This is a genomic window from Corynebacterium sp. UMB10119B, assembly GCF_030228125.1.
GTDB lineage: Bacteria > Actinomycetota > Actinomycetes > Mycobacteriales > Mycobacteriaceae > Corynebacterium > Corynebacterium pseudogenitalium.
On record NZ_JASPBG010000003.1, the window covers coordinates 144856 to 167784 of the forward strand.

Genomic DNA, 22929 nt, shown 5'->3' on the forward strand with positions numbered 1-22929 from the left:
GTTACTGCGTAAAAGGGCCGGTAGGCACTCGTCGAGTCCCTACCGGCCCTTGCGCCTACATAGACGCTGTATGTTACTTCTTCAGCTGCGCCATCGCGCGCTCGTTGATTTCATCAACGTCACCAACAGCGTCGATGGAGATGATCTCGTCGCCGTAGTGATCAATCAGCGGCGCGGTTTCGTCGCGGTAGACCTTGAGGCGGGTGCGGATCGTTTCCTCATTGTCGTCCGCGCGGCCACGGGCGAGCATGCGCTCGACCACCACGTCTTCGTCGACAACAAAGTTGAGCACGCCGTCCAGCTTCAGGCCCTGCTTACTCAGCAGCTCCTTCAGGATCTCTGCTTGCTCAACGGTGCGCGGGAAACCGTCGAGCAGGAAGCCGTTCGCAGCATCTTCCTGGCTGAGTCGGTCTTCCACCATGCGTGCGGTGACATCGGTCGGCACAAGCTTGCCAGCATCGATGTAGCTTTTCGCTTCGACACCGAGCGGGGTGCCCTGGCCGATGTTCGCACGGAACAGGTCACCGGTGGAGATGTGCGGAACGCCGAGCTTCTCGGAGAGAATGGCTGCCTGAGTGCCTTTGCCAGCGCCGGGAGGGCCAAGTAGTACAAGTCGCATTATCGCAACAGTCCTTCGTAGTTGGATTGGAGAAGTTGGGATTCAATTTGCTTGACCGTAGTCAATGCTACGGACACCATAATCAGGATAGCCGTACCACCGAACGCACTCATGCCACCGCGGCCAGCGCCGCCAATGCCGGCGTCGAGCGCCAGGTTCGGCAGGATCGCGATGAGTGCAAGGTAGAGCGCGCCAACGAACAGGAGGCGGTTCATCACGAACGCGAGGTACTCGGCGGTTGGGCGACCCGGACGAATGCCTGGGATGAAGCCACCGTACTTCTTCATATTCTCTGCCTGGTCGACCGGGTCGTACTGGATAGAGACGTAGAAGTAGGAGAAGAAGATGATCATGGCGAAGTACGCCAGGATGTACTGCCAGGAGCCTGGGTTCTGCAGCCACGCCATAACGTTGTTCATCCACCAGTTGTCCGGCGGAGTCGTGTTGTTCATGGTCACGATCTGCGTGATTAAGACAGGGACGTACATCAGTGAGGAGGCGAAAATCACAGGAATAACGCCAGCCTGGTTGACCTTGAGCGGCAGGTACGTAGAGGAACCGCCGTACTGACGGCGCCCAACCATGCGCTTCGCGTACTGCACCGGAATGCGGCGCTGGCCCTGCTCGATGAAGATGATGCCAACGACCAACGCAATGATCGCCGCAACGACCATGGCGAAGGTAACCGCGCCGGAGTTCTTCAGGATGTAGGCACCCTCGGACGGAAGCTTCGTCGCAATACCAGCGAAGATCAGCAGGGACATACCATTGCCGACGCCCTTTTCAGTGATGATCTCGCCGAGCCACATAATCAGGACTGCGCCCGACGTCATGACGATGATCATCATGATGAGCGTCCAGATGTTGCGGTCCTCAATAAGCACCGGAATCCCCTGGCCGAGCAGCTGCTCACGGTCGGCCAGCGCCACAATACCTGCGGACTGCAGCAGCGCCAGCGCTACCGTGAGGTAACGCGTGTACTGCGTCATCTTGGTTTGGCCCGACTGCCCTTCCTTCTTCAGTTCTTCGAACTTCGGGATCACCACGGTCAGCAGCTGCACGATAATCGACGCCGTAATGTACGGCATGATGCCAATCGCGAAGATGGACAACTGCAGCAACGCACCACCAGAGAACAGCCCGATGATGGAGAACATCGTGGCGTTGTCACCCTGAGCGACTTCCTCCAGACGGGAGTTAATCAACGCGTAGTCGACACCAGGCGTCGGAATCTGGGCACCAATGCGGTACAGAATCATCAACGCAAGGGTAATCAGAATCTTCTTCCGAAGATCCGGGTCCTTGAACGCTTGCAATATAGCGGACACAAAGCCTCCTGGCTCCTGCAGCACTCACGCAGGAGATAGTGGACAGTACGGTTGCCAAAAGTGCACGTCACAACCACCGTAGCGGGCTGACGGGACACTCCAGACAGGATTGACCCCACTACTCTACCAGTTAGCAGGCCAAACCCCCGATTCGGCCAGCACCCCCGCGAGGGTTTCCAACTTTCGATTGAAAATCACGACACTCAAAAATAGGTAATTGGTATTACATTTATTCACGACTTTTCTGTAGAAAATCCTCGCATTCGAAGGGACAGCGATGAGCACAGCACCTACACCAACGCCGACTCCCGTGAGTCGGCGTAAATTTCTCCAATGGTCAGGCCTCGTAGGAGGCGCAGCCGTAGCGACGACGGCCGTCTCTGGCACGCTCCTGCGCGGCACCCCAGGTGTCGGCGTCGCCGAAGCCGCAGAAGGCACAAGCACCGACCCGAAGTTCGTCTGGTCCGCCTGCACCGTCAACTGCGGCTCCCGCTGCCCACTGCGCCTCCAAGTTGAGGACGGGCGCGTCACCCGCGTCCTTCCCGACGATGGCGGCGACAACTCCATCGGCTCGCAGCAGATCCGCGCATGTGTGCGTGGACGCTCGATCCGCCACCGGATCTACAACCCGGACCGCTTGAAGACCCCGCTGAAGCGCAAGCCGGGCACGAAGCGCGGCGACGGCGAGTGGATCGAAATCTCCTGGGAGCAGGCACTCGACGAAATCGCCGACCAGATGAAGGGCATCCTGGACAAATACGGCAATGAGTCGATCTACCTCGCGTACGGCACGGGGACCATCGGCGGCACCGTCGCGCGCTCCTGGCCGCCTGTCGAGACTCCTTTCGCACGGTTTATGTACCTCATCGGCGGCTACCTGAACCACTACGCCGACTACTCCACCGCGCAGATCACGGCAGCCTACCCGTACCACTACGGTTCCTGGGTCACGTCGAACTCCTTCGACGACGTGAAGAACTCCAAGCTGCAGGTCATGTTCGGCAACAACCCGCTTGAGACCCGCATGTCCGGTGGTGGCGAGACGTTCGTCACCCAGCAGACGAAACGCAAGTACGGCGTGAAGACCATCGTGATCGACCCGCGCTACTCCGAGACCGCAGTCGGCTTTGGCGACGAATGGGTTCCGATCCGCCCGGGCACCGACGCAGCGCTCGTGGCAGGTATCGCGCACGTACTGCTCTCCGAGAACCTGCACGACCAAGCGTTCCTGGACAAGTATTGTGTCGGCTTTGACGAGGACCACATGCCGAAGGGCGCGCCGAAGAACGGCTCGTACCGCTCCTACATTGAGGGCAAGGGGCCGGACGGCGTCGAAAAGACTCCTGAGTGGGCCGCCCGCGTCTGCGGTGTACCCGCGCAGAAGATCCGCCAGCTTGCCCGCGAGATGGGCACCGCAAAGCCAACCGCAATTACCCAGGGCTGGGGTCCGCAGCGCCACGCGAACGGCGAGAACCAGTCGCGCGCGGTGTTTACGCTGGCAGCGCTGCTCGGGCAGATCGGTATCCCTGGTGGAGGCACCGGCGCTCGCGAGGGCTCGGCAAGCTTGCCGATGACGTACCCGTTCAACACGCAGTACGAGAACCCGGTGGAGACCTCGATCTCGGTTGCAATGTGGCCACAGGCCGTCGACCACGGCCCAGCAATGACCAAGACGAAGGACGGCGTACGCGGCAAGGACAAACTCGACGTCCCGATCAAGATGATCTGGCAATACGCCGGCAACACCAACACGAACCAGCACGGCGACCTCAATCGCACGGTCGAGCTGCTTCGCGACGACTCCAAGGCCGAACTCATCGTCGTCAGCGACATCCAGATGACGGTGTCCGCGCGCTACGCGGACTACGTTCTGCCGGACTGCTCCACCGCTGAGCAAACCGACATCATCCAGCAGGGCTCGGCGGGCAACCTGGAGTACACCATCCTGGCCTCCAGCGCGATCAAGCCACTGTACGACTGTCGGCCGATTTACGACGTCGTCGCCGATCTCGCTGAACGCTTCGGTGTGCGCGACAAATTCACCGAAGGCCGCACCCAGGAAGAGTGGCTGCGCTACACCCTCGACGAATCCCGCAAGGAGATCCCGGAGCTTCCGTCCTTTGAGGAGCTCAAGAAGATGGGTGTGTGGCGTCGAGAAGGCGAAACCACGGTCGCACTGAAAGACTTCCGTGAGGACCCAGTGGCCAACCCCCTGGAGACCCCGAGCGGCAAGATCGAGATTTTCTCCTCCGAGCTCTACGAAATGTCGAAGGAGTGGGAGTTTGACCCGAACATCGCAGGCGACAAGCTGACACCGCTGCCGGAGCAGGTCGCAACTTGGGAAGGCGCCGAGGAAGCCGCAGAGAACAAGGAGTACCCGCTGCAGGTCATCGGCCACCACACCAAGGGCCGCACCCACTCCTCCTACGGCAACGTCGATTGGCTGCGTGACGACGCCCACCCGCAGGTCCTCTGGATCAACCCCATAGACGCCAAGGAACGCGGCATCAAGAACGACGACCCCGTCTACGCCTACAACAAGCGTGGCCGGATCCGCTCCATCGCCCGCGTCACCCCGCGAATCGCACCGGGTGTCATCTCGGTGCCGCAGGGTTCCTGGTTCAACCCGAAGGACGGCGGCGTGGACGTAGGGGCATCCGTCAATACGCTGACCAGCTGGCATCCCTCCCCTCTTGCCAAGGGCAACGCGCAGCACACGGCGCTGTGCCAGGTTGAAAAAGCGAAATAACAACACCAAGGAGTGAAACAACAACATGGCTAACAACAACGACAAGCCGAGCAAGCGCCTTGGTTTCTTCTTCGACCAGACCTTGTGCAACGGCTGCAAAGCCTGCCAGATCGCCTGCAAGGACAAGCACAACACACCGATCGGCGTGAACTGGCGCCGCGTGGTCGAGTACTCGGGCGGCGACTGGAACCGCAACGCCGACGGCGAGCTGACCACCAACACGTTCACCTACTACACATCGGTGTCCTGCAACCACTGTGACAACCCGATCTGCACCAAGGTTTGCCCGACCACCGCGATGCACATCGGCGAGGACGGCGTCGTCTCCGTCGACCCGCACAAGTGCGTGGGCTGCCGCTACTGCGAGTGGGCGTGCCCCTACTCCGCGCCACAGTTCAACCCTGAAAAGGGCGTCATGACGAAGTGCGACCTGTGCGCCGACTACCGCGCCGAGGGCAAAGACCCCGCGTGCGTGGCCGCGTGCCCGTCGCGCGCGCTCGACTGGGGGCCTATCGACGAGCTGCGCAAGGAACACGGCGACGTCGCCGGCATCGCGCCGCTGCCGGACCCAACGTTTACCGAACCACGCCTGACCATCAAGCCGCACAAGGACGCGAAACGCTGGGACGCGTTGGACGCCGGCGAGATCATGAACCCGGAAGAGGTCTAACTCATGAATATGCACGAATGGCCCCTCACGTTTTTCACCACGTTCGGGCAGATGGCAGTCGGCGCGTTCTTCGTCCTCGGCGTCATCACAATGGTGGGACGCACCCGCTACTCCGCGAACGCGATTAACCGCATTTGTGTGCCGGCGCTCTACGCAATCGGCCCAATCATGATCGCAGGCTTCTGCCTCGCGTTCTTCCACCTCGGAAACCCGATCAACGCGCTGAACGTGATGCGCCACATCAGTTCCTCCGGACTCACCCAGGAGCTCGTGGGCGGCTGCATCTTCGCGGCGCTCGGGTTCTTGTTCGCGGCCTGTCAGTTCTTCGACTGGGGCTCCGTGGGCACCCGCACAACCATCGCGGTCATCACCGCGATTGCCGGCATCGGGTTCATCGCCACCATGGCGCGCCTCTACATGCTGCCCACGATCCCATCGTGGAACCACTGGACTACCCCGGCAGCGTTCTACCTCTCCGCCGCGGTCACAGGTCTGCTCGCGATTGCGGTCGCGCTCACGGCGTACAACTGGCTCGAAGAGTCCGAGCTGATCAAGAAGCTCATCCCGTCCGCGCGCAACGAAGACCAGACCGACGCCCAGAAGGAAGAGGTCTGGGACCTCATCCACGCCTCGCTGCGCTGGATCGGCATCGCGCTGACCGTCGTCGTGCCGCTCATTTTCATCGTGATGGTGTTCAACTACGGCCGCCCCGCGGGCCCGAACCCGGCGCAGTTTGAATTCAACATGACCGCATTCGTCATCCGCATTGGGCTCCTGCTGGTCGGTGCGTTCATCGTGGGCCTCATCCTGGCGTTTGGCGGCCGCACCCGCCGCCCCACCTCGAGCGCAATGCTATGGATCACCGTCGCGTACATCCTGGTGGTCATCGCGGAGCTGCTCGGCCGCTTCATGTTCTACGGCGCAGTCGACCGGATCGGAATCTGATGCACACAGAGTTAGTTGAACGCTGCCACATCGCAGCAGACATCGTGGGGCAGCTCTTCCTCGACGAGCCGCAAGGCCCGCTTCTCGACGCCCTCTCCGACCCCTCCTTCCTGCAATCATGGCCGCTCGAGGACGACGCTTCGCAGCACGCCATCAACGCCCTGCTGGAAGCGGAGCGCGACACCGCCGAAGCGCTGCAGCGCGACCACCTCTACCTGTTCGTCGGCGTAAGCTCCCCGCTCGCCCAGCCGTACGAGTCCCCGTACTTTTCCAAGGACGGACTCGTCATGGATGAGGACGCCGCGGCCGTCGCCGCCGTTTACCACCAGGTTGGCTTTGACCCCGGCGCCGATAACCTCCCGCCGGACCACATCGGGTTGGAGTTCCGCTGTATCAGCCACCTGTGCGCCCTGGCGCTCAACGCGTCCTCCGAGGCCGATCAAGCCGCCGCGCTGGCCGTGCTGTGCTCCTTCACCGCCGAGCACCCAGCCCGCTTCGCTGAGCAGGTGCTTGGGGGCGTCGAAAAGCATGCGAACACCGCGATCTACCGGGCGCTGCCTGGGCTTACGCGGGGCGTGCTGGCCGCCGTCCAAACTCTCTAATACGAAAGCTCCCCACCTCGTCGTTGACGAGTGGGGAGCTTTTCTCTGCGCTGTGGCGCGAAGATGAAGGCTTATGCCTGGGTGGTGGACCCGCCGGCTGCCTCGATCTTCTCAACCGCAGACTTGGAGAACTTGGTAGCGGTGACGTCCAACTTGACGTTGATGTCGCCGTTGCCCAGCACCTTGACTGGGTGGTTCTTGCGAACCAGGCCAGCTGCGACGATGTCGTCGATGGTGATGGTGCCGCCGTTCGGGAACGCTTCTGCGAGCGCCTGAACGTTGACTACCTGGTACTCCACGCGGTTCGGGTTCTTGAAGCCCTTGAGCTTCGGCAGGCGCATGTGAAGTGGCATCTGACCACCCTCGAATGCTGCGGAGACCTGCTTGCGAGCCTTGGTGCCCTTGGTACCACGGCCAGCGGTCTTGCCGCCCTTGCCTGCTTCACCGCGACCTACGCGGAACTTTGGTTTGTTAGCGCCCTTTGCTGGGCGCAGATCATGGAGCTTGATAATTTCAGCCATGTTGTTCTACTCCCCTGCAACTTCTTCGACGGTAACGAGGTGGCGAACCTTCAGGATCTGTCCACGGGTTGCGGCGTTGTCCTTCTTAATGACGGACTGGCCGATCTTGCGCAGACCGAGAGCCTCGAGGTTCTTACGGGTCAGTGGCTTCTCGCCAACCTTGCCGTGGTGCAATGTGATCTTCAAAGCCATTGTTCTTACGCCTCCTGTCCTGCGCGTGCGCGCAGCATGCGAGCAGGTGCGACGTCCTCGAGGTCCTTGCCACGCTTCGCAGCAACTTCCTCAGGGCGTACGAGCTGCTTGAGACCTGCAACCGTTGCCTGAACAACGTTCAGAGCGTTGTCAGAACCGATCGACTTAGCAAGGATGTCCTGGACGCCAGCGCACTCGAGCACTGGGCGAACTGCGCCACCGGCGATAACACCGGTACCTGGTGCAGCCGGGCGCAGCATAACGATGCCTGCTGCCTCTTCTGCCTGGACTGGGTGAGGAATGGTGCCACCGATCATCGGGACACGGAAGAAGTTCTTACGTGCTTCTTCTGCACCCTTCTGGATAGCGGCAGGAACTTCCTTTGCCTTGCCGTAGCCAACGCCGACCATGCCCTTGCCGTCGCCAACGACGACGAGAGCGGTGAAGGACATGTTGCGTCCGCCCTTCACGGTCTTTGCGACACGGTTGATGGTGATGACGCGCTCGATGTACTTGTCGCGGTCATCATTCTGGTTGCGACGATCATCGCGACGGCCACGGCCACCGCGGTTGTTGCGCTCATTCTTCTTGTTCTGGTTGTCGGCGGAGCGTCCGCCGTCACGCCGTTCACGTTCGGCCATTACGCGATCCTTCCGTTGATGGTGATGATTGCGGTGGTCATTAGAACTTCAGACCACCTTCACGAGCGGCGTCGGCAAGAGCTGCGACGCGACCGTGGTACTTGTAACCTGCGCGGTCGAAGACGATAGCTTCGATGCCCGCAGCCTTGGCGCGCTCAGCGATCAGCTGGCCAACCTTGGCTGCCTTTGCCTTCTTGTCACCTTCCATTGCGCGCACGTCAGCCTCGATGGAGGATGCCGCTGCGAGCGTGTGGCCAGCGAGATCGTCGATCAGCTGGACGTGGATGTGACGCGAAGAGCGGTGCACAACGAGACGTGGGGTCTCCGGGGTGCCGCGCAGCGTCTTGCGGATACGGAAGTGGCGACGTGCACGAGCCTCGCGGCGGCGGGAGGAAATATCCTTGCCGACCGGGGTGCGCTTGGTGTTCTCTGCAGAATTGCTCATGATTACTTACCCGTCTTTCCGACCTTGCGGCGAATCTGCTCACCTTCGTAGCGGATGCCCTTACCCTTGTATGGGTCATCCTTACGGAGGCGGCGGATGTTAGCCGCGATCTGGCCAACCTGCTGCTTGTCAATGCCCTCGATGGAGAACTTGGTGTTGCCATCGACTGCGAAGCTGATCCCTTCCGGAGCCTCAATGAGGATCGGGTGGGAGTAGCCGAGCGAGAACTCGAGGTTCTTGCCCTTGGCCTGGACACGGTAGCCGACACCGAAGATCTCCATGTTGATCTTGTAGCCCTCGGTCACGCCAACAACGAGGTTGTTGACCATGGAACGGGACAGACCGTGCAGCGCACGGTGCTTACGGTGATCGTCCGGACGGGAGACGACAATCTCGTTGTCCTCAACCGCAGCGGTGATTGGCTCAGGCAGCTCGAAGTTGAGGGAACCCTTAGGGCCCTTGACCTCTACGACCTGACCGTTAACTTTAACTTCGACACCATTCGGGATGGCGATGGGTGCATTACCTACACGCGACATAGTCTTTTCAACCTCCCTTTACCAGACGTAGGCGAGAACTTCTCCGCCTACACCCTTCTCCTGGGCCTGACGGTCAGTGAGGAGACCCTGGGACGTGGAGATGATCGCCACACCCAGACCACCCAGCACCTGCGGCAGGTCGTTGGACTTTGCGTACACGCGCAGACCAGGCTTGGACACGCGACGCAGGCCAGCGATGGCAGCCTCACGGGTCGGGCCGTACTTGAGGTCCAGGGTCAGCTGCTTGCCAACCTTGGCGTCCTCAACCTTGTAATCAGCAATGTAGCCTTCCTGCTTCAGGATCTCGGCGATGTTTGCCTTGATCTTGGAGGAAGGCATTGTCACGCTCTCGTGCTGTGCGTGCGACGCGTTGCGCACGCGAGACAGCATGTCTGCGATTGGATCAGTCATCGTCATAAGATGTGACCGTTTACCTTTCTCGTTGCGGTTCCCTACCCACCTGACCAGCAAAACTATGTCGTGCCAGGTCGCGTTTTCCGCATGATCTGTCGGGGGCTACTTCACGCTCCCCACGCTCAATAACGCGGGGCGCTCGCCGCCTCCCTTGCACGCGGTCCGCTTCTCGGCGGGGGGCCTGCAACAAAGTTGGATGTACAATGTTCTCTCGGATTTTGCGCGCAGACAACCATCTGTGCACAAGTCCGTTTGGCCACATTACACTCCCTCTATCCAAGAAACAAGTCACGTTGGCCCGATCGCTGCGTCGTATAGTCGGTGCTATGAAGCACCTCGACGAACTTTTCGACGCCCTCTCCGCCACCCGCACGCACCGCGAGGAGCTCTACCGCTGGTTCCACCAACACGCTGAACTCTCGATGCAGGAAACCCAGACCTCACAGCGCATCGTTCAGGAACTCGAGGCAGCCGGTATCCCATATTCGGTATTGGGCGAAACGGGCGTCGTCGCCACCATCGAAAACGGCCCCGGGCCCGTCGTCGCCCTGCGCGGCGATACTGACGGCCTCCCAGTCAAGGAGGATTCCGGCAAGGGCTACGCCTGCACGCAGACCCAAGTCGATGCTGCGACTGGGCAGGCGGTGCCGGTGTCCCACGCGTGTGGGCACGACTTCCATATTTGCTCGGTGCTCGCGGCTGTCGTCGCGTTCAACACTTGCCGCGACGCTTGGTCCGGCACGCTGGTGGGCGTATTCCAGCCCGGCGAGGAAACAGCCTCCGGCGCACGTTCGATGGTTGAGCACGGTATCGCCGACGCGATCCCCCACCCCGACGTGTACTTGGGCCAACACGTGCTCGGCACGCTGCCGTTGGGCCATGTGGGGACCCGGCCGGGCCCGGTGCTCTCCCAGGCGTTCTCGGTGAAGGTCACAGTACACGGAGTGGGTTCGCACGGATCCATGCCTGAGATGGGCGTCGATGCGGTCTTGTTGGCGTCGACAATTGTGACGAGGCTGCACACCGTAGTCTCCCGAGAGATTGCTGCTTCCGAAACCGCGGTGCTGACGGTCGGCGCGATCCATTCGGGAGCGAAATCCAACGTCATCCCGGATAGCGCGGGGCTGCTGATCAATACCCGCGCCTATTCGGAGGCGACGAGCGCGCACCTCAAGGAGGCCATCGAACGCATCGTGCGCGCTGAGTGCGAGGCAGCGCGTAGCCCGCAGCCGCCCGAGTTCGAGTACTACGACGCTTACCCGCTCACCAGCAACGATGACGCAGTAACGCAGCGGGTACGCGACGCCTTCGAGGCGCGATTCGGTGATGAAGCGCAGACGTTGGCGCAGGTCCCTGCCAGCGAGGACTTCTCGATCATCCCGGACGCGCTCGGCGTGCCGTACACGTTCTGGGGCCTCGGCGGCTTCGCCAGCTACCCGCATGCGCCGGGCAATCACAGCGCAGCGTTCGCGCCCGACCTCCAGCCGACGCTCGACCGCGGCGCCGAAGCGATGGTCACCGCAGCGAGCGCGTGGCTCATCAACAAGAACGACGACTAAGGTGGCACACATGGCTAACAACGAAGGTTTGCAATCAACACACGAGTGGCTCGAAGAGGTCTCCCGAACGCTCGGCGTTTCCCCGGATCTCACGCGCTCGCTGGTCGGCGACATTCTGAAGATGACAGCGGACGTCGCGCACAACGGCCCGTCGCGCCCGGCGGCTCCAACGACGGCGTTCGTCGTAGGCGTCGCAACCGGTGCGGCGCTCCAGGGCGATACTGATGCAGACGCAGCAACGACGCGCGCGGCGCTTGCCAAGGTAGCGAAGCTCCTGGAAACGTATGAGCAGGATTAATCGACGCTTCGCCGTCACGAAAGTCACCCGCACCGACAGCGGCTTCGCGCGCGATACCCGCGCCGATACCGTCACCGTGGAAGAGCCGCTGGCGATCCGCGCCACCGGCGACACGCTAACCACCACGATGCGGACCCCCGGCCACGACGTCGAGCTGGCACACGGCTGGATGTTCGCGGAGGGACTGATCAGCAGCGCAGAGGACGTTCGTTCCGCGCGCTACTGCGCGGGTGCGGTCGGGCCGAACGGCGAAAACACGTACAACACGCTCGACATCGACCTCGGGCCCGCGGCCTCCCCCGCTGCACCGCAGTTCATTCGCCTGACCACTACCACGAGCGCATGCGGCGTGTGCGGCACGCAGTCGATCGACGACATCATGGGCAAGGTGCCCGCGCCAATCACTCCCGTCCGCTTGGACCCGGACCTGGTGATGCGATTACCCGGCGCCCTTGCAACCGGCCAAAAGCAGTTCCGTAAGACAGGCGGCATCCACGCGGCCGGTGCGTTTACCTTTGACGGCGAACCTGTAGTAATCCGCGAGGACATCGGTCGACACAACGCGACCGACAAAGTCATTGGCCACCTACTACTCGAAGGGCTCCTGCCAGCCAGCGACCTGATCCTAGTTGTCAGCTCACGTGCGTCATTCGAGCTTGTGCAAAAGGCCGCGATGGCGGGCTTCCCGGCAATGGTTGCGGTCTCTGCGGCATCCTCCCTTGCCGTCGAACTGGCCCGCGAAACAAAAATGGCGCTCGCCGGCTTTGTGCGCGGCGAGCGCTTCAATCTGTACTCCGGGGAGCTTGCAGACTAGTCCTTGTACACCGTCTTCGTCTTGTTCAACCAAGCGTAGACACCGCCGATGCACAGGCCACCGCCGATGAAGTTGCCGATCCACACAGCAACCCAGTTGCTCAGGATTGCAGCGGCGGTGAATCCCTCAGGTGGCGTGCTGGACAGGAACGCCAGGGAGAACAGCGAGAAGTTCGCAATAACGTGCTCGAGGCCCAGGCCAACGAAGATAGCGATCAGTGGCAGGATCACGACGAACTTGGAGATGAACTCCTTCGCCAGCAGCGCACCAACAATCGCCATGTTGACAATGAAGTTCGCGAAGATCGCCTCAAGCAGCGCGCCGAAGAACGGCTTCGCCAACTTGCCCTCAACCAGAGTGACAATCAGGTGGCTGTTATCCATCGAGCCGAACTTGGCCGACTGGCTCATCACAGCCGCGAAAATGATCGCACCGATCAGGTTCGCCACCGTCACCACAACGACGAGCCAAATACCCTTGCCCCAGCTGAACACCTTGTCTGTCGCCGCCCAGGACGCAAACATCATGTCACCCGTTGCAAGCTCCGCGTTCAGGATGACGATCGCGAACAGGCCAAGCCCGAACAGCAAGGCGAACACAACCGAGCCGAGCCCCGGCGCATATTCATTGACCGCATTTCCCGCCACCGCGGCGAACGCCGTACCGGCGGTCAGGTAAATGCCGGCGAGAATCGCGCGGACGAAAAACCGCGGCATCTCATTATCGAGAAGCTGTTCTTTCTTTTTGGCCCCAGCGTGGACCATTTCTTGCAAAGCCATTGTGGCCTCCTCAAATTCACCTGAGAGATTGTTGCAGAATGTCAGTCTATCCGACGTTTCCCAAAAGCAGTACATGCGTACTTTTCGGGTGTGCTCTGCAGGTTCCCCCAAAAGACGTACACCCCCGCAACCCGGTTGGGTCGCAGGGGTGTTCGTCGAAAAGCAGTGACGCGTTATGCGCGCTGCATCTTGCCATCCTTGTCAGCGAACGGGAAGCCGAGGTGGCGCAGGAGTGCGCGGCCCTCGTCGTCGTTCGTTGCGGTGGTGACGACAGTGATGTCCATACCGCGGACGCGATCGATCTTGTCGATGTCGATTTCGTAGAACATCGTCTGTTCGGTCAGGCCGAAGGTGTAGTTGCCTGCACCGTCGAACTGCTTGTCGCTGAGGCCACGGAAGTCACGAATACGTGGCAGAGCAACCGTCAGCAGGCGGTCCAGGAACTCCCACATGCGGTCGCCGCGGAGGGTGACCTTCGCGCCGATCGGCATGCCTTCACGGAGCTTGAAGTTAGCGATGGACTTCTTCGCGCGGCGAAGCTGTGGCTTCTGGCCGGTGATCGCGGCGAGGTCCTCGAGTGCGCCGTTGATAACCTTGGAGTCACGTGCAGCGTCGCCGACACCCATGTTGACAACAATCTTGGTCAGACCTGGGATCTGCATGACGTTGTCGTACTTGAACTCATCGTTGAGCTTGGTACGGATGTCCTCTTTGTACTGGGTCTTCAGACGAGGGGTGTAGTTCTCAGCCATGCTTAGATGTCCTTCCCGTTCGACTTTGCAACGCGGACCTTCTTGCCGTTTTCGTCGAAACGGTAGCCCACGCGCGTCGGCTTGCCGTCGGAATCCAGGACCATCACGTTGGAGACGTGGATCGGAGCTTCCTGGGTGACAATGCCGCCGGACTCTGCGCCGCGCTCGTTGTAGGAGTTCGCGACGTGCTTCTTCATGCGGTTCACGCCTTCAACGAGAACGCGCTGACGCTTCGGGTATGCCTCAATAACCTTGCCCTGCGCGCCCTTATCCTTGCCAGAGATGACCTGGACCATATCGCCCTTTTTGATTTTCATCCCTAGATCACCTCCGGTGCGAGAGAAACGATCTTCATGAACTTCTTGTCGCGCAGCTCGCGAGCAACTGGGCCGAAGATACGGGTGCCGCGTGGCTCGGTGTCGTTCTTGATCAGCACTGCAGCGTTCTCGTCGAACGCGATGTAGGAACCGTCCGGACGACGGGTCTCCTTCTTCGCGCGAACGATGACAGCCTTAACGACTTCGCCTTCCTTAACGTTGCCGCCTGGGGCAGCTTCCTTCACAGTGGCGACGATCGTATCGCCGATGCCGGCGAAGCGCCGAACGGATCCGCCGAGGACACGGATGCACAGGATTTCACGTGCACCGGTGTTGTCGGCGACCTTCAGGCGCGATTCCTTCTGAATCACTATTGGTCTCCTGACCTGGGTCGATGTGCGTTAGATTTCCGTCCTATACGCACGTGGTCAATGTCTTCGATGTCTTTTCGCTTGTCGACGGCACCTTCGGCACCGCAGGCGTACATGCTCAGCTCGGAAACGCGCAGAACAAACACGCAGCAAAGGACAACTGGAACATTAAAGCACGGAACATGCGCGCCTGCAAACCGCGACTTTTGGTTGTATGGATTCGTGCCCGGTTCTGACCTTTGGTATGGTCATACCTATGAACTTCGATGGCACACTTGCGGATTCAATCGGCTTCAAGTCGTACCTCTACACCTACGAACTCCCCAAGTTCGCGGTACGCTCCATGCTCGCCGGCATGTTTTTGACGATCATGACGGCATTCGCCACCGTCGCCTCCACCCAAGTAGAAAGCAGCGCCCCCGGCTACGGCCGCTTCGTGTTCGCAGCTATCTTCTGCCTCTCGCTGTACGTCATCGTTGTCCTGGGTGCGGAGCTCGCCACCGGCAACATGATGTTCATGACCTACGGCAGCGCCTCGGGACGCCTCCCCTGGCTCAAGGGCTTCCTGATGGTCTCCACCTGCACCATCTTCAACCTGCTCGGCGTCCTCATCACCGCGGTATTCCTGGTCCACGCCACGGCGTTCCAGCCGATCGGGATGGACAGCTTCCTCGCCGCGACCGTTGAGACCAAGCTCGCGAAGCCGGACAGCTTGCTGTTCATGGAAGGCATTTTCGCCAACATCGTGGTCAACATCGGCGTGCTGCTCGCCATCCAGGCTGGCAAGGACTTCACCGCGAAGTTTCTCGCCATCATGCTGATCGTTCCCGCATTCGCCGCAATGGGGTACGAGCACTCCATCGCCAGCTTCGTCGTCTTCTCCCTGGCGGGCTACGGCATCGGCGCCGAGCACTTCGCCGGGTTCACGCTGACGAACGGCCTGATGAACTGGTTAATCGTGTGGGTCGGCAACTACATCGGCGGCGGCCTCATCATGGGCGGCGTCTACGCCTGGCTGAACAAGGGCGGCACCCCGGCAATGCCGCTGGCGGCACGCCGCTAACCCCCAAGCAGAAAGAAAACGCCCCGTTCCCCGCGAAGGGAAGGGGCGCAACAGAAGCGGCAAACTAATTTATGGTTGTTGCCAGTTTTCCAACAACTTTTATTTTGCTTCTTCGGCTATCTTTTTCGGCTCGACGAAGAAGAGGGCGTCGCCAAACTTCGTGTCTGCAGGAAGGATTCTCGACGCCCCAATCTCCCCAACACGCTTGGTGTTCGAGACAACAACCGGGGTCGTGACTTCGTATCCTGCGTCGCGAATGGCGTCGATATCGAACGTCGCAAGCAGTTGGCCCGCCTCCACGACGTCGCCCTTCTTCACGTGCGCGGTGAAGTGCTCGCCCTTGAGGTTCACGGTGTCGAAGCCGATGTGCATGAGAATGTCGACGTTCTTGCCATCGGTCCCCTTGGCGCGGATTGCGTAGGCGTGGCCGGACGGGAACGTGACCGCAACCGTACCGGCGACGGGTGCGCGCAGCTCCCCAATCGCTGGCACGATTGCCACGCCGTTCCCCAGCTTGCCCTGGGCAAACATCGGGTCACTGACCGTCGCAAGCGGCACGGCGTTGCCCTCGAGAGGCGCCACGACGTGGAGCGCCTCGTCGGACGCCTCGAGTAGCGCTTGCTCGGCAGCGGCATCGGCGGCTGGATCCTCGGTTGCGTCCGGATCGATGCTGCCATGCTTGCCCACCAGGTAGCGCCCGTACCCGTAGGCCGCCACGAAGGCGATCACGAACGTAATGACGCCGAGGATCAGGAAGGTCACCATGTCGTTCGCGCGGATGGAGACCACGCCGATAAATCCCGCCGCACCAAGCGCAACTGCCTTGACATCAAAGATCGCAATCAGCATTGCACCAATACCGGCCGCGCCGAGGCCGATAAAGAAGGGCCAGCGGAGGCGCAGGTTGACGCCGAAGATGGCGGGTTCCGTGATACCAAATACGGCCGAGATGCCCGAGGAACCAGCTAGTCCTTTGAGCTTTGCGTTGCGCGCCAGGAAGTACACGGCAAGGGCCACTGCGCCTTGCGCGATGTTCGCCATGGAGGCCGTCGGGAAGATGAAGGAGCCGCCCTGATTAAACAGCTCGAGCTCGATTGGCGGGAAGGACTGGTGCAGGCCAGTGATCACGATCGGCGAGTACACCAGACCGAAGAGCAGGCCACCGATTGGGCCACCGAAGTCGTACAGGCTGGAGAGGCCGACAATCAGCAGGTCACCGAGCCAGCGGACAAACGGGCCGACGGCGATGAAGGTAATGAAGCCCGTAATCAGCAGGGTTGCCAGCGGAGTAATCAGGAAGTCCGCCGTACCCTTCAGACGCTTGTGGAACCACTTCTCGATCGTTGCCAAGATCCACGCGACCGCCAGCACCGGCAGCACCGCACCCTGGTAACCCGCCTGCGCGACAGGCAGGCCGAACAGGTCCCAGAACGGCATCGTTCCGTCGGCAACGGAGTTCGCCACGTCGTAGCCGTTGACCAACGCCGGGTGAACCATCGCCATGCCCATGCCGGCGCCGAGGTATTCGTTGCCACCGAAGCGCTTCGTCGCGGAGTACCCCACCAGCACCGGCAGGAACGCGAACGGTGCGGAGGCCAGCACATTGATGATCTCCGTCAGACCCTGGATCTGCGGGAACATCCCCACCAGGGAGTTCTCCCCGAACAACCCCTCGGCGGTCAGGACGTTGTTGAGTGCCATGAGCAGACCGCCGCCAACCAGGATTGGGATCAGCGGCACGAAGATGTCAGAAAAGACCTTAATGAAGCGCGTAAACCAGTTGCCCTGGTTCGCCGCTACTTCCTTCAGGTCTTCCGTGGAGACAGCAATGCTCTTGCTGGTCATGCCGTTGAGCTGATCAAAGACAATATCTACGTCACCGGGGCCGACGATGATCTGGAACATGCCGCCGGTTGCGAACGTGCCCTTCAAATCAGGGTCGTTCTCCAGCGCGTCCTGCGCAACCTTGTCGACGTCCTTAAGCACGAAACGCAGTCGCGTCGCGCAGTGGGCGACGCCAACGATGTTTTCCTCGCCCCCTACCCCGGCGAGGACCCGCCGGGCTACTTCTTTGTGGTCCATGTGGGAATCCTTTCTCTTCCCACACAGTCAAACATCTATACGGGCATAAATCAGCTTACTTGCGTCCGATTACCCCCGGTTGTGGCCGATTTCACGTACTTCCACAGCGACCCATGGGGCTCCCTCAGTACCGAAGACCGCCGAGGAGAACGCCACTTCCCCGTCTCCGGCAACAACTTCGAGCGCCGCCCCGTCAGCGCACACCACGAGTTCGCCCTGCGCGCATTGGGCGCGGCGCTCGTCACCGCCGACCGTCACGCTCACTGTTCCACGCCCGGCTTCGCCAGGCCGCCACGCCACGTGAGCACCAACGCCACCGGCATCGTCGACCAGGTCGGCCTCCCACGGCTGTCCCCTGAGAACTTCGCGGTGCACGACCATCCCCGCGGGATCGGTTGGGAGAAGGAGTTCGGTGCGAAGCTGGCCGTCGACAAGTTGGAGCCTGCGAGGCAACGTCAGCTGGTGCACCCAGCCCTCCGCTTCGAGCGTGGGCGTGTCGTCGCGGGCGGGCAGGCCCATCCAGCCGAGCAACAGCGCATCGCCATCGCCCTCGGCGACCATCTGCGGCGCGTAAAACTGATGCCCAAAGTCCAACGGGCGGAACTGCGACTCCACGCGGAACCACAGCCCATCCAGCGTGCCCACGACGTAGCCGCACTCGTCCGAGCCCGGGTACTGCGGGCACAGCACCAGCACCTCGCGCCACTGCCCCGTCGCGTGGTCACGCATCCGCAGCAGGTTCGGGCACTCCCACATGTAGGCGGCCTCAACGCGCGGGTCCAGCCCCTCGAACTGCAGCGCGCCAGCAAACGACCAGTTCACCAGGTCCGGTGACTCGTAGAGCACCACCGCGCCGCGCTCCTCCTCACGCTGCGCACCGAGCACCATGCGCCAGGAGCCGTCCTCATTCTGAGTGACGTGCGGGTCCCGGTAGTGGGCGGTAAAGCCGAGGGCTGGGCCGTCAATGAGCGGATTCTCCGGCGCACGGTGGTACACACCGCCCATCGGGCCCTCCAAGTCCTCAACGCGGACCAGGTTCTGCGTGGTCAGGCGGCGCCCATCCTCCTTCACGTTGCCGGTGTAAAACAGCATGACCTCACCGTCGTGGACCACGGAGGACCCGGAGTAGCACCCGTGCGTGTCGTACGGGAAGTCCGGATACAGCGCGTCCGGAAGGTGGCGCCACTGGCCCAGGCCCTCCTCACCCCCAATTGTGGTGACGGCGTGGCCCCAACCGGTGCGCTTCGCAGCGTGCGGAAAGCACGGATCATGCTGGTAAAACACGTGGAGTTGGTCGCCGATGAACGTGACGCCGTTCGGGTCGTTGAGGCGCCCTTGCGGCGGGGACAGGTGAAATGTTGGCCGGTACGTCATGCGACTTAGTCTACGGTGGAACCATGATCACTGTGTACGGCGAAGCCCTCGTTGACCTTGTCCCCCAGGACCGTTCCCCGCTCGCGCCGCTGGTGCCCGCGCTCGGTGGCGGCCCGTTCAATGTGGCCCGAGCTCTGGGCCGACTCGGCGCAGACGTCTCCTTCCAGTCACGGTTGTCTCGTGACAACTTCGGGGAGGCACTCGCCCAATCGCTTCTCGACGCCCACGTGGACCTCACCAACTGCGGCCGCGGCGACGAGCCCACCACCCTTGCTGTCACCGCCCTGGCTGAGAACGGCTCGGCAACGTACACGTTCTACGTCGACGGCACCGCCGACCGCTTCGCACAGCCGGTCCCGGTGCAGGAGGGCTACGCGGTGTTTGGGACCCTGTCCCTGGCGCTGGAACCGGCGTCGCTGCGCTACGCGGAGGCCGCCTCTGAGTCGGCAAAGCACGGCGCAATCGTCTGCCTGGACCCGAATATCCGCCCGGCGTTCGCCTCCGCGAAACACCGCCTGTTCCTGCGGGGGCTGCTCGATTCCGTAACGGTGCTCAAACTCTCCGACGAGGAAGTCGAGTTCCTCGGTGACACCTCCCACGTGCCAGTCGTGGTGACCACGCTCGGCGCCGACGGCCTGCGGGTACGCGCGCCGTTCGGCACGGTCACGGTCCCGTCACCGAAGGTCACGGTCGCGGACACGATTGGGGCCGGCGACACAGTGATGGCGGCGCTGGTCCACCAGTTCGACGCCCGCGGCCTGGACCGCGACGGCCTGCTCGCCCTCGGCGAGGAGGAATGGTGCGACATCCTCACGTTCGCCACCCGCGCGGCCGCGATCACGGTGTCGCGCACCGGCGCAGACACCCCCTTCGCCCACGAGCTGGATTAGGAAGCCGCGTTCGCTGGCTCCCACCCAAGCGCCGGCGCGACGTGCTCGGCGAACCCGCGCAGGATCTGCATGCACACGTCCACCCCGGCCTGGTTCGGAACGGTGAGCATCAGCGTGTCCGAGGCCTGGATTGCTGGGTCATTACCGAGCTCCTCGATAAGCTGGTCGGCCTCTGCGGCGTACGTCTTGCCAAACGTGGTGTACACACCACGCTCAATCTGTCCGATCTGTTCCTCGGTATCCAGCAGTCCGAAGAGCCGCTCGGTGTCCTCGTCCACGATCGGAAAGATAGAACGAGAAACAGAAACGCGCGGTTCCCAGTCGTGGCCCGCGTCCGCCCACGCCTTCCGGTAGTGCTGGATCTGTTCCGCCTGCAGCTCGCCGAGGCTGCGGCCGTCGGCTTCCGAAATCAGCGTGGAGCTCATCAGGTTCACGCCGTCGCGGGCAGCCTGCTCGGCGCTGGCGAAGGTACCTGCGCCCCACCACACCCGGCGCGCCGCCCCCTCGGAGTGTGGCAACACCGAAAGTGGGCTGGCAGGCGGGTACATCTGCGGGTACTGCTCCTCAAGGGATGCGGCGAGCGCCATCGGGTCCCCGCGCAGCGCGGAAATGAAACGCTGGAAATGTGCACGCGCCAGGTCAGAACCGTTCGCGGCCTCTGACTCGTAGCCGAAAGCGCGCCACCCTCTATCGGCAGGCTCCGGTGACCCGCGGGAGACGCCGAAGGCGAGGCGGCCGTCGCTTAGCAAATCGAGCGCGGCGACGTCCTCCGCAAGCTGCAGCGGGTTGGCGTAGCGCATATCGACGACGCCGGTGCCCACCTCAATGTGCTTCGTCGCCGACGCCATCGCGCCAAGCAGGGCAATCGGAGACGCGAACTGCGGCGCAAAGTGATGCACGCGCACGTATGCGCCGTTGACACCGATAGCATCCGCCTGGCGTGCCAGCTCCACAGTGTCCTGCAGCGCCTCGCGCGCGGTCATCCCCTGGCGCCCGGGTGGTGCGTGGTGACCGAATGAAAGGAACCCAAACTTCTTCATGCGGCCACTCTAGCGCGCTACTCCACCGTGACGGACTTCGCCAGGTTGCGTGGCTGGTCCACGTTCAAGCCACGTGCTTGCGCGACGGTACAGGCGAAGATCTGCAGTGGGATCGTCGACAAGAGGGGCTGCATGAGGCCCGCAGACTGCGGGATGCGGATCACGTGGTTGGCGAAGCGGTTCACGTCTTCGTCGCCCTCTTCCGCGATCACGATGGTGACGGCGCCGCGCGCGCGAACCTCCTGAATGTTGGAAACAACCTTGGCGTGCAGGTTGTGGCGCGAACGCTTCGACGGCACGATGACGAACACCGGCTGCCCTTCCTCAACCAGCGCGATCGGGCCGTGCTTGAGCTCGCCTGCGGCGAAGCCCTCGGAGTGCAGGTAGGCGACCTCCTTGAGCTTCAGTGCGCCCTCGAGCGCGACTGGGAAGCCGACGTGACGGCCGAGGAAGAGTACCGACTTCGCGTCGGCGAGCTCGCGGCCAAGTTCCTGGATTTCCGCCTCGTTATCCAGGATGTGCTGGATCTTCTCCGGCATCTCCTCCAGCTCGCTGATGATCGTCTGGATCTCGTCCGCGAACTTGTTGCCACGCACCTGCGCCAGGTACAGCGCCAGCAGGTACGACGCCACGATCTGGGAGATGAACGCCTTCGTTGACGCCACTGCGATCTCTGGGCCGGCGTAGGTGTACAGGGAGGCGTCGGCCTCACGCGGAATGGAGGAGCCGACCGTGTTGCAGATCGCGATGACCTTCGCGCCTTGCTCGCGCGCGTGGCGCACCGCCATGAGGGTGTCCATGGTCTCGCCGGACTGCGAAATGGCCACAACCAGGGTGTTCGGGGTGACGATGGGGTCGCGGTAGCGGAACTCGTGCGCCAACTCGACTTCCGTCGGGATGCGGCACCAGTGCTCAATCGCGTACTTCGCGACGTGCCCCGCGTACGCCGCAGTACCACACGCCACGATGATGATCTTGTCGGCGCTGCGCAGCACGGACTCGTCGATACGTAGTTCGTCGAGCGTGAGTTTGCCCTCGGCGTCGAAGCGGCCGTAGAGGGTGTCGCGAACGGCGGCCGGCTGGTCGTGGATCTCCTTCGCCATGAAGGAATCAAACCCACCCTTTTCTGCGGCGGTGACGTCCCACTCGACGCGGAACGGGCTGCCCTCGGCGTGGTTGCCTTCGAAGTCAATGATGTCGTAGCTGTCGGCGGTCAGGGTGACGATCTGCCCGTTGTCCATCTCCACCGCGTCGCGGGTGAACTCGATGAAGCCGGAGACGTCAGAGCTGAGGAAGTTCTCACCCTCGCCCAGGCCGATCACCAGCGGTGAGTTCCAGCGCGCCGCAATGATACGGTCCGGGAATTCCTGCTCGATGGCCAGCAGCGTGAACGCGCCCTCGAGTCGCAGGGCGGTCAGGCGCATTGCCTCGGTGAGGTCCTTGTTCGCCTCAGTATTGAAGATGTCCAGCAGCAGCGTGGCTGCTACCTCGGTGTCAGTTTCGGAGCGGAACGTGTAGCCCTTCTCGCTCAGCTCGGCGCGGAGTGCCGCGAAGTTCTCGATGATGCCGTTGTGCACCACGGCCAGCGCGCCGTCGCCGACGACGTGGGGGTGGGCGTTGGCGTCGGTAGGCCCGCCGTGGGTTGCCCACCGGGTGTGCCCGATGCCCAGGTTGGAGGGCGCAAGCGGTGCCTCGGCGATGGCCTGCTCTAGGTCCGCGACCTTGCCTGCCTTCTTCCTGCACGCGATGGTGTCGCCCTGCATGACTGCTACCCCGGCCGAGTCATAACCGCGGTATTCGAGCCTGCGAAGCCCCTCAATAATGACGGTGAGGGCGTCGTGCTCGCGTGCACGCTCGCCACCTATGTATCCAACGATTCCACACATGGGGCGAATTTTACACGCGGCGTAGTTCCTGAAAAAGTG

At 62.1% G+C, this 22929-nt stretch carries 25 protein-coding genes; 9 read left to right on the top strand and 16 right to left on the bottom strand.

Annotation, left to right across the window (positions count from 1 at the left end):
• Nucleotides 1-73: 73 nt before the first annotated feature.
• Both QP802_RS04525 and secY read right to left on the bottom strand, forming a co-directional pair.
• Nucleotides 74-619, bottom strand: a complete 546-nt coding sequence (locus QP802_RS04525) for an adenylate kinase (protein WP_070363068.1) — start codon at nucleotides 617-619, stop codon at nucleotides 74-76.
• Entirely contained in the window at nucleotides 619-1947 is a 1329-nt protein-coding gene (gene secY / locus QP802_RS04530; RefSeq protein ID WP_070477568.1) for a preprotein translocase subunit SecY, read from the bottom strand. Before secY ends, QP802_RS04525 begins: the two co-directional genes overlap by 1 nt.
• 277 nt (nucleotides 1948-2224) lie before the next feature.
• On the opposite strand from secY, the gene QP802_RS04535 reads away from it, so the two are divergent.
• The 4 genes from QP802_RS04535 to QP802_RS04550 are packed head-to-tail and all read left to right on the top strand — an operon-like array spanning nucleotide 2225 to nucleotide 6913.
• Entirely contained in the window at nucleotides 2225-4696 is a 2472-nt protein-coding gene (locus QP802_RS04535; RefSeq protein WP_284817685.1) for a DMSO/selenate family reductase complex A subunit, read from the top strand.
• Between the two features lie 25 nt (nucleotides 4697-4721).
• Nucleotides 4722-5366: a DMSO/selenate family reductase complex B subunit gene (locus QP802_RS04540; RefSeq protein WP_070363070.1), complete on the top strand. Its 645-nt coding sequence runs from the start codon at nucleotides 4722-4724 to the stop codon at nucleotides 5364-5366.
• A 3-nt stretch (nucleotides 5367-5369) separates the two neighbouring features.
• Nucleotides 5370-6311, top strand: coding sequence for a dimethyl sulfoxide reductase anchor subunit family protein (locus QP802_RS04545; RefSeq protein WP_256020621.1), 942 nt, complete (start codon nucleotides 5370-5372; stop codon nucleotides 6309-6311).
• Nucleotides 6311-6913, top strand: coding sequence for a TorD/DmsD family molecular chaperone (locus QP802_RS04550; RefSeq protein WP_284817686.1), 603 nt, complete (start codon nucleotides 6311-6313; stop codon nucleotides 6911-6913). Before QP802_RS04545 ends, QP802_RS04550 begins: the two co-directional genes overlap by 1 nt.
• Before the next feature lie 71 nt (nucleotides 6914-6984).
• Here the strand turns inward: QP802_RS04550 and rplO are convergent, their stop codons facing one another.
• Genes rplO through rpsH form a run of 6 tightly spaced genes read right to left on the bottom strand, consistent with a single transcriptional unit; the run spans nucleotide 6985 to nucleotide 9668 of the window.
• Complete coding sequence (gene rplO, locus QP802_RS04555; RefSeq protein WP_070363073.1) at nucleotides 6985-7434, bottom strand: 50S ribosomal protein L15; 450 nt, start codon at nucleotides 7432-7434, stop codon at nucleotides 6985-6987.
• Nucleotides 7435-7440: 6 nt separating this feature from the next.
• Entirely contained in the window at nucleotides 7441-7626 is a 186-nt protein-coding gene (gene rpmD / locus QP802_RS04560; RefSeq protein ID WP_070363074.1) for a 50S ribosomal protein L30, read from the bottom strand.
• A 5-nt stretch (nucleotides 7627-7631) separates the two neighbouring features.
• Nucleotides 7632-8267 carry a 30S ribosomal protein S5 gene (rpsE, locus tag QP802_RS04565; RefSeq protein ID WP_070363075.1) on the bottom strand — a complete coding sequence of 212 codons (636 nt, stop codon included), beginning with the start codon at nucleotides 8265-8267 and terminating at the stop codon, nucleotides 7632-7634.
• Nucleotides 8268-8307: 40 nt separating this feature from the next.
• Nucleotides 8308-8712: a 50S ribosomal protein L18 gene (gene rplR, locus QP802_RS04570; protein WP_070363076.1), complete on the bottom strand. Its 405-nt coding sequence runs from the start codon at nucleotides 8710-8712 to the stop codon at nucleotides 8308-8310.
• Nucleotides 8713-8714: 2 nt separating this feature from the next.
• Nucleotides 8715-9251: a 50S ribosomal protein L6 gene (rplF, locus tag QP802_RS04575; RefSeq protein ID WP_284817687.1), complete on the bottom strand. Its 537-nt coding sequence runs from the start codon at nucleotides 9249-9251 to the stop codon at nucleotides 8715-8717.
• An 18-nt stretch (nucleotides 9252-9269) separates the two neighbouring features.
• Nucleotides 9270-9668 (bottom strand): 30S ribosomal protein S8, encoded by a 399-nt coding sequence (gene rpsH, locus QP802_RS04580; RefSeq protein WP_070363078.1) that lies wholly within the window; start codon nucleotides 9666-9668, stop codon nucleotides 9270-9272.
• A gap of 323 nt (nucleotides 9669-9991) precedes the next feature.
• On the opposite strand from rpsH, the gene QP802_RS04585 reads away from it, so the two are divergent.
• The 3 genes from QP802_RS04585 to fdhD are packed head-to-tail and all read left to right on the top strand — an operon-like array spanning nucleotide 9992 to nucleotide 12336.
• Complete coding sequence (locus QP802_RS04585; protein ID WP_284817688.1) at nucleotides 9992-11224, top strand: amidohydrolase; 1233 nt, start codon at nucleotides 9992-9994, stop codon at nucleotides 11222-11224.
• 10 nt (nucleotides 11225-11234) lie between these two features.
• Nucleotides 11235-11522 (top strand): DUF6457 domain-containing protein, encoded by a 288-nt coding sequence (locus tag QP802_RS04590; RefSeq protein WP_070976034.1) that lies wholly within the window; start codon nucleotides 11235-11237, stop codon nucleotides 11520-11522.
• Nucleotides 11509-12336, top strand: coding sequence for a formate dehydrogenase accessory sulfurtransferase FdhD (gene fdhD / locus QP802_RS04595; RefSeq protein ID WP_071572775.1), 828 nt, complete (start codon nucleotides 11509-11511; stop codon nucleotides 12334-12336). Before QP802_RS04590 ends, fdhD begins: the two co-directional genes overlap by 14 nt.
• On the opposite strand, the gene QP802_RS04600 is transcribed toward fdhD, so the two are convergent.
• The 4 genes from QP802_RS04600 to rplN form a co-directional block, all read right to left on the bottom strand.
• Entirely contained in the window at nucleotides 12333-13115 is a 783-nt protein-coding gene (locus tag QP802_RS04600) for a formate/nitrite transporter family protein (protein ID WP_070363080.1), read from the bottom strand. The two genes, fdhD and QP802_RS04600, sit on opposite strands and share 4 nt — an antisense overlap.
• Nucleotides 13116-13288: 173 nt before the next feature.
• On the bottom strand, nucleotides 13289-13867 hold the full coding sequence (gene rplE / locus QP802_RS04605) for a 50S ribosomal protein L5 (protein ID WP_070363081.1): 579 nt from the start codon (nucleotides 13865-13867) through the stop codon (nucleotides 13289-13291).
• A 2-nt stretch (nucleotides 13868-13869) separates the two neighbouring features.
• Entirely contained in the window at nucleotides 13870-14184 is a 315-nt protein-coding gene (gene rplX, locus QP802_RS04610; protein WP_070363082.1) for a 50S ribosomal protein L24, read from the bottom strand.
• 2 nt (nucleotides 14185-14186) lie between these two features.
• Nucleotides 14187-14555 (bottom strand): 50S ribosomal protein L14, encoded by a 369-nt coding sequence (gene rplN / locus QP802_RS04615; RefSeq protein WP_070363083.1) that lies wholly within the window; start codon nucleotides 14553-14555, stop codon nucleotides 14187-14189.
• A gap of 256 nt (nucleotides 14556-14811) precedes the next feature.
• Between rplN and QP802_RS04620 the strand changes: the two genes are divergently transcribed.
• Complete coding sequence (locus QP802_RS04620) at nucleotides 14812-15618, top strand: formate/nitrite transporter family protein (protein ID WP_284817689.1); 807 nt, start codon at nucleotides 14812-14814, stop codon at nucleotides 15616-15618.
• A gap of 99 nt (nucleotides 15619-15717) precedes the next feature.
• Here the strand turns inward: QP802_RS04620 and QP802_RS04625 are convergent, their stop codons facing one another.
• Entirely contained in the window at nucleotides 15718-17700 is a 1983-nt protein-coding gene (locus tag QP802_RS04625; protein WP_284817690.1) for a sucrose-specific PTS transporter subunit IIBC, read from the bottom strand.
• A gap of 69 nt (nucleotides 17701-17769) precedes the next feature.
• On the bottom strand, nucleotides 17770-19074 hold the full coding sequence (locus tag QP802_RS04630; RefSeq protein WP_070363087.1) for a glycoside hydrolase family 32 protein: 1305 nt from the start codon (nucleotides 19072-19074) through the stop codon (nucleotides 17770-17772).
• 23 nt (nucleotides 19075-19097) lie between these two features.
• Between QP802_RS04630 and QP802_RS04635 the strand changes: the two genes are divergently transcribed.
• Nucleotides 19098-19964, top strand: a complete 867-nt coding sequence (locus QP802_RS04635) for a carbohydrate kinase family protein (RefSeq protein WP_284817691.1) — start codon at nucleotides 19098-19100, stop codon at nucleotides 19962-19964.
• On the opposite strand, the gene QP802_RS04640 is transcribed toward QP802_RS04635, so the two are convergent.
• On the bottom strand, nucleotides 19961-21004 hold the full coding sequence (locus tag QP802_RS04640; protein ID WP_256006166.1) for an LLM class flavin-dependent oxidoreductase: 1044 nt from the start codon (nucleotides 21002-21004) through the stop codon (nucleotides 19961-19963). The two genes, QP802_RS04635 and QP802_RS04640, sit on opposite strands and share 4 nt — an antisense overlap.
• Before the next feature lie 17 nt (nucleotides 21005-21021).
• A complete protein-coding gene (glmS, locus tag QP802_RS04645; RefSeq protein ID WP_284817692.1) occupies nucleotides 21022-22890 on the bottom strand; it encodes a glutamine--fructose-6-phosphate transaminase (isomerizing) in 1869 nt (622 codons plus the stop codon).
• Between the last annotated feature and the right edge of the window lie 39 nt (nucleotides 22891-22929).

Coding starts and splice junctions, on each gene's coding strand:
- fdhD (WP_071572775.1), top strand. CDS start 11,509: ATGAGCAGGATTAATCGACGCTTCGCCGTCACGAAAGTCACCCGCACC.
- QP802_RS04550 (WP_284817686.1), top strand. CDS start 6,311: ATGCACACAGAGTTAGTTGAACGCTGCCACATCGCAGCAGACATCGTG.
- QP802_RS04635 (WP_284817691.1), top strand. CDS start 19,098: ATGATCACTGTGTACGGCGAAGCCCTCGTTGACCTTGTCCCCCAGGAC.
- rpmD (WP_070363074.1), bottom strand. CDS start 7,626: ATGGCTTTGAAGATCACATTGCACCACGGCAAGGTTGGCGAGAAGCCA.
- QP802_RS04545 (WP_256020621.1), top strand. CDS start 5,370: ATGAATATGCACGAATGGCCCCTCACGTTTTTCACCACGTTCGGGCAG.
- QP802_RS04535 (WP_284817685.1), top strand. CDS start 2,225: ATGAGCACAGCACCTACACCAACGCCGACTCCCGTGAGTCGGCGTAAA.
- rplE (WP_070363081.1), bottom strand. CDS start 13,867: ATGGCTGAGAACTACACCCCTCGTCTGAAGACCCAGTACAAAGAGGAC.
- QP802_RS04590 (WP_070976034.1), top strand. CDS start 11,235: ATGGCTAACAACGAAGGTTTGCAATCAACACACGAGTGGCTCGAAGAG.
- QP802_RS04600 (WP_070363080.1), bottom strand. CDS start 13,115: ATGGCTTTGCAAGAAATGGTCCACGCTGGGGCCAAAAAGAAAGAACAG.
- QP802_RS04625 (WP_284817690.1), bottom strand. CDS start 17,700: ATGGACCACAAAGAAGTAGCCCGGCGGGTCCTCGCCGGGGTAGGGGGC.
- QP802_RS04525 (WP_070363068.1), bottom strand. CDS start 619: ATGCGACTTGTACTACTTGGCCCTCCCGGCGCTGGCAAAGGCACTCAG.
- QP802_RS04620 (WP_284817689.1), top strand. CDS start 14,812: ATGAACTTCGATGGCACACTTGCGGATTCAATCGGCTTCAAGTCGTAC.
- glmS (WP_284817692.1), bottom strand. CDS start 22,890: ATGTGTGGAATCGTTGGATACATAGGTGGCGAGCGTGCACGCGAGCAC.
- QP802_RS04640 (WP_256006166.1), bottom strand. CDS start 21,004: ATGAAGAAGTTTGGGTTCCTTTCATTCGGTCACCACGCACCACCCGGG.
- QP802_RS04585 (WP_284817688.1), top strand. CDS start 9,992: ATGAAGCACCTCGACGAACTTTTCGACGCCCTCTCCGCCACCCGCACG.
- rpsH (WP_070363078.1), bottom strand. CDS start 9,668: ATGACGATGACTGATCCAATCGCAGACATGCTGTCTCGCGTGCGCAAC.
- rplO (WP_070363073.1), bottom strand. CDS start 7,434: ATGGCTGAAATTATCAAGCTCCATGATCTGCGCCCAGCAAAGGGCGCT.
- QP802_RS04540 (WP_070363070.1), top strand. CDS start 4,722: ATGGCTAACAACAACGACAAGCCGAGCAAGCGCCTTGGTTTCTTCTTC.
- rplX (WP_070363082.1), bottom strand. CDS start 14,184: ATGAAAATCAAAAAGGGCGATATGGTCCAGGTCATCTCTGGCAAGGAT.
- rpsE (WP_070363075.1), bottom strand. CDS start 8,267: ATGGCCGAACGTGAACGGCGTGACGGCGGACGCTCCGCCGACAACCAG.
- rplF (WP_284817687.1), bottom strand. CDS start 9,251: ATGTCGCGTGTAGGTAATGCACCCATCGCCATCCCGAATGGTGTCGAA.
- rplR (WP_070363076.1), bottom strand. CDS start 8,712: ATGAGCAATTCTGCAGAGAACACCAAGCGCACCCCGGTCGGCAAGGAT.
- QP802_RS04630 (WP_070363087.1), bottom strand. CDS start 19,074: ATGACGTACCGGCCAACATTTCACCTGTCCCCGCCGCAAGGGCGCCTC.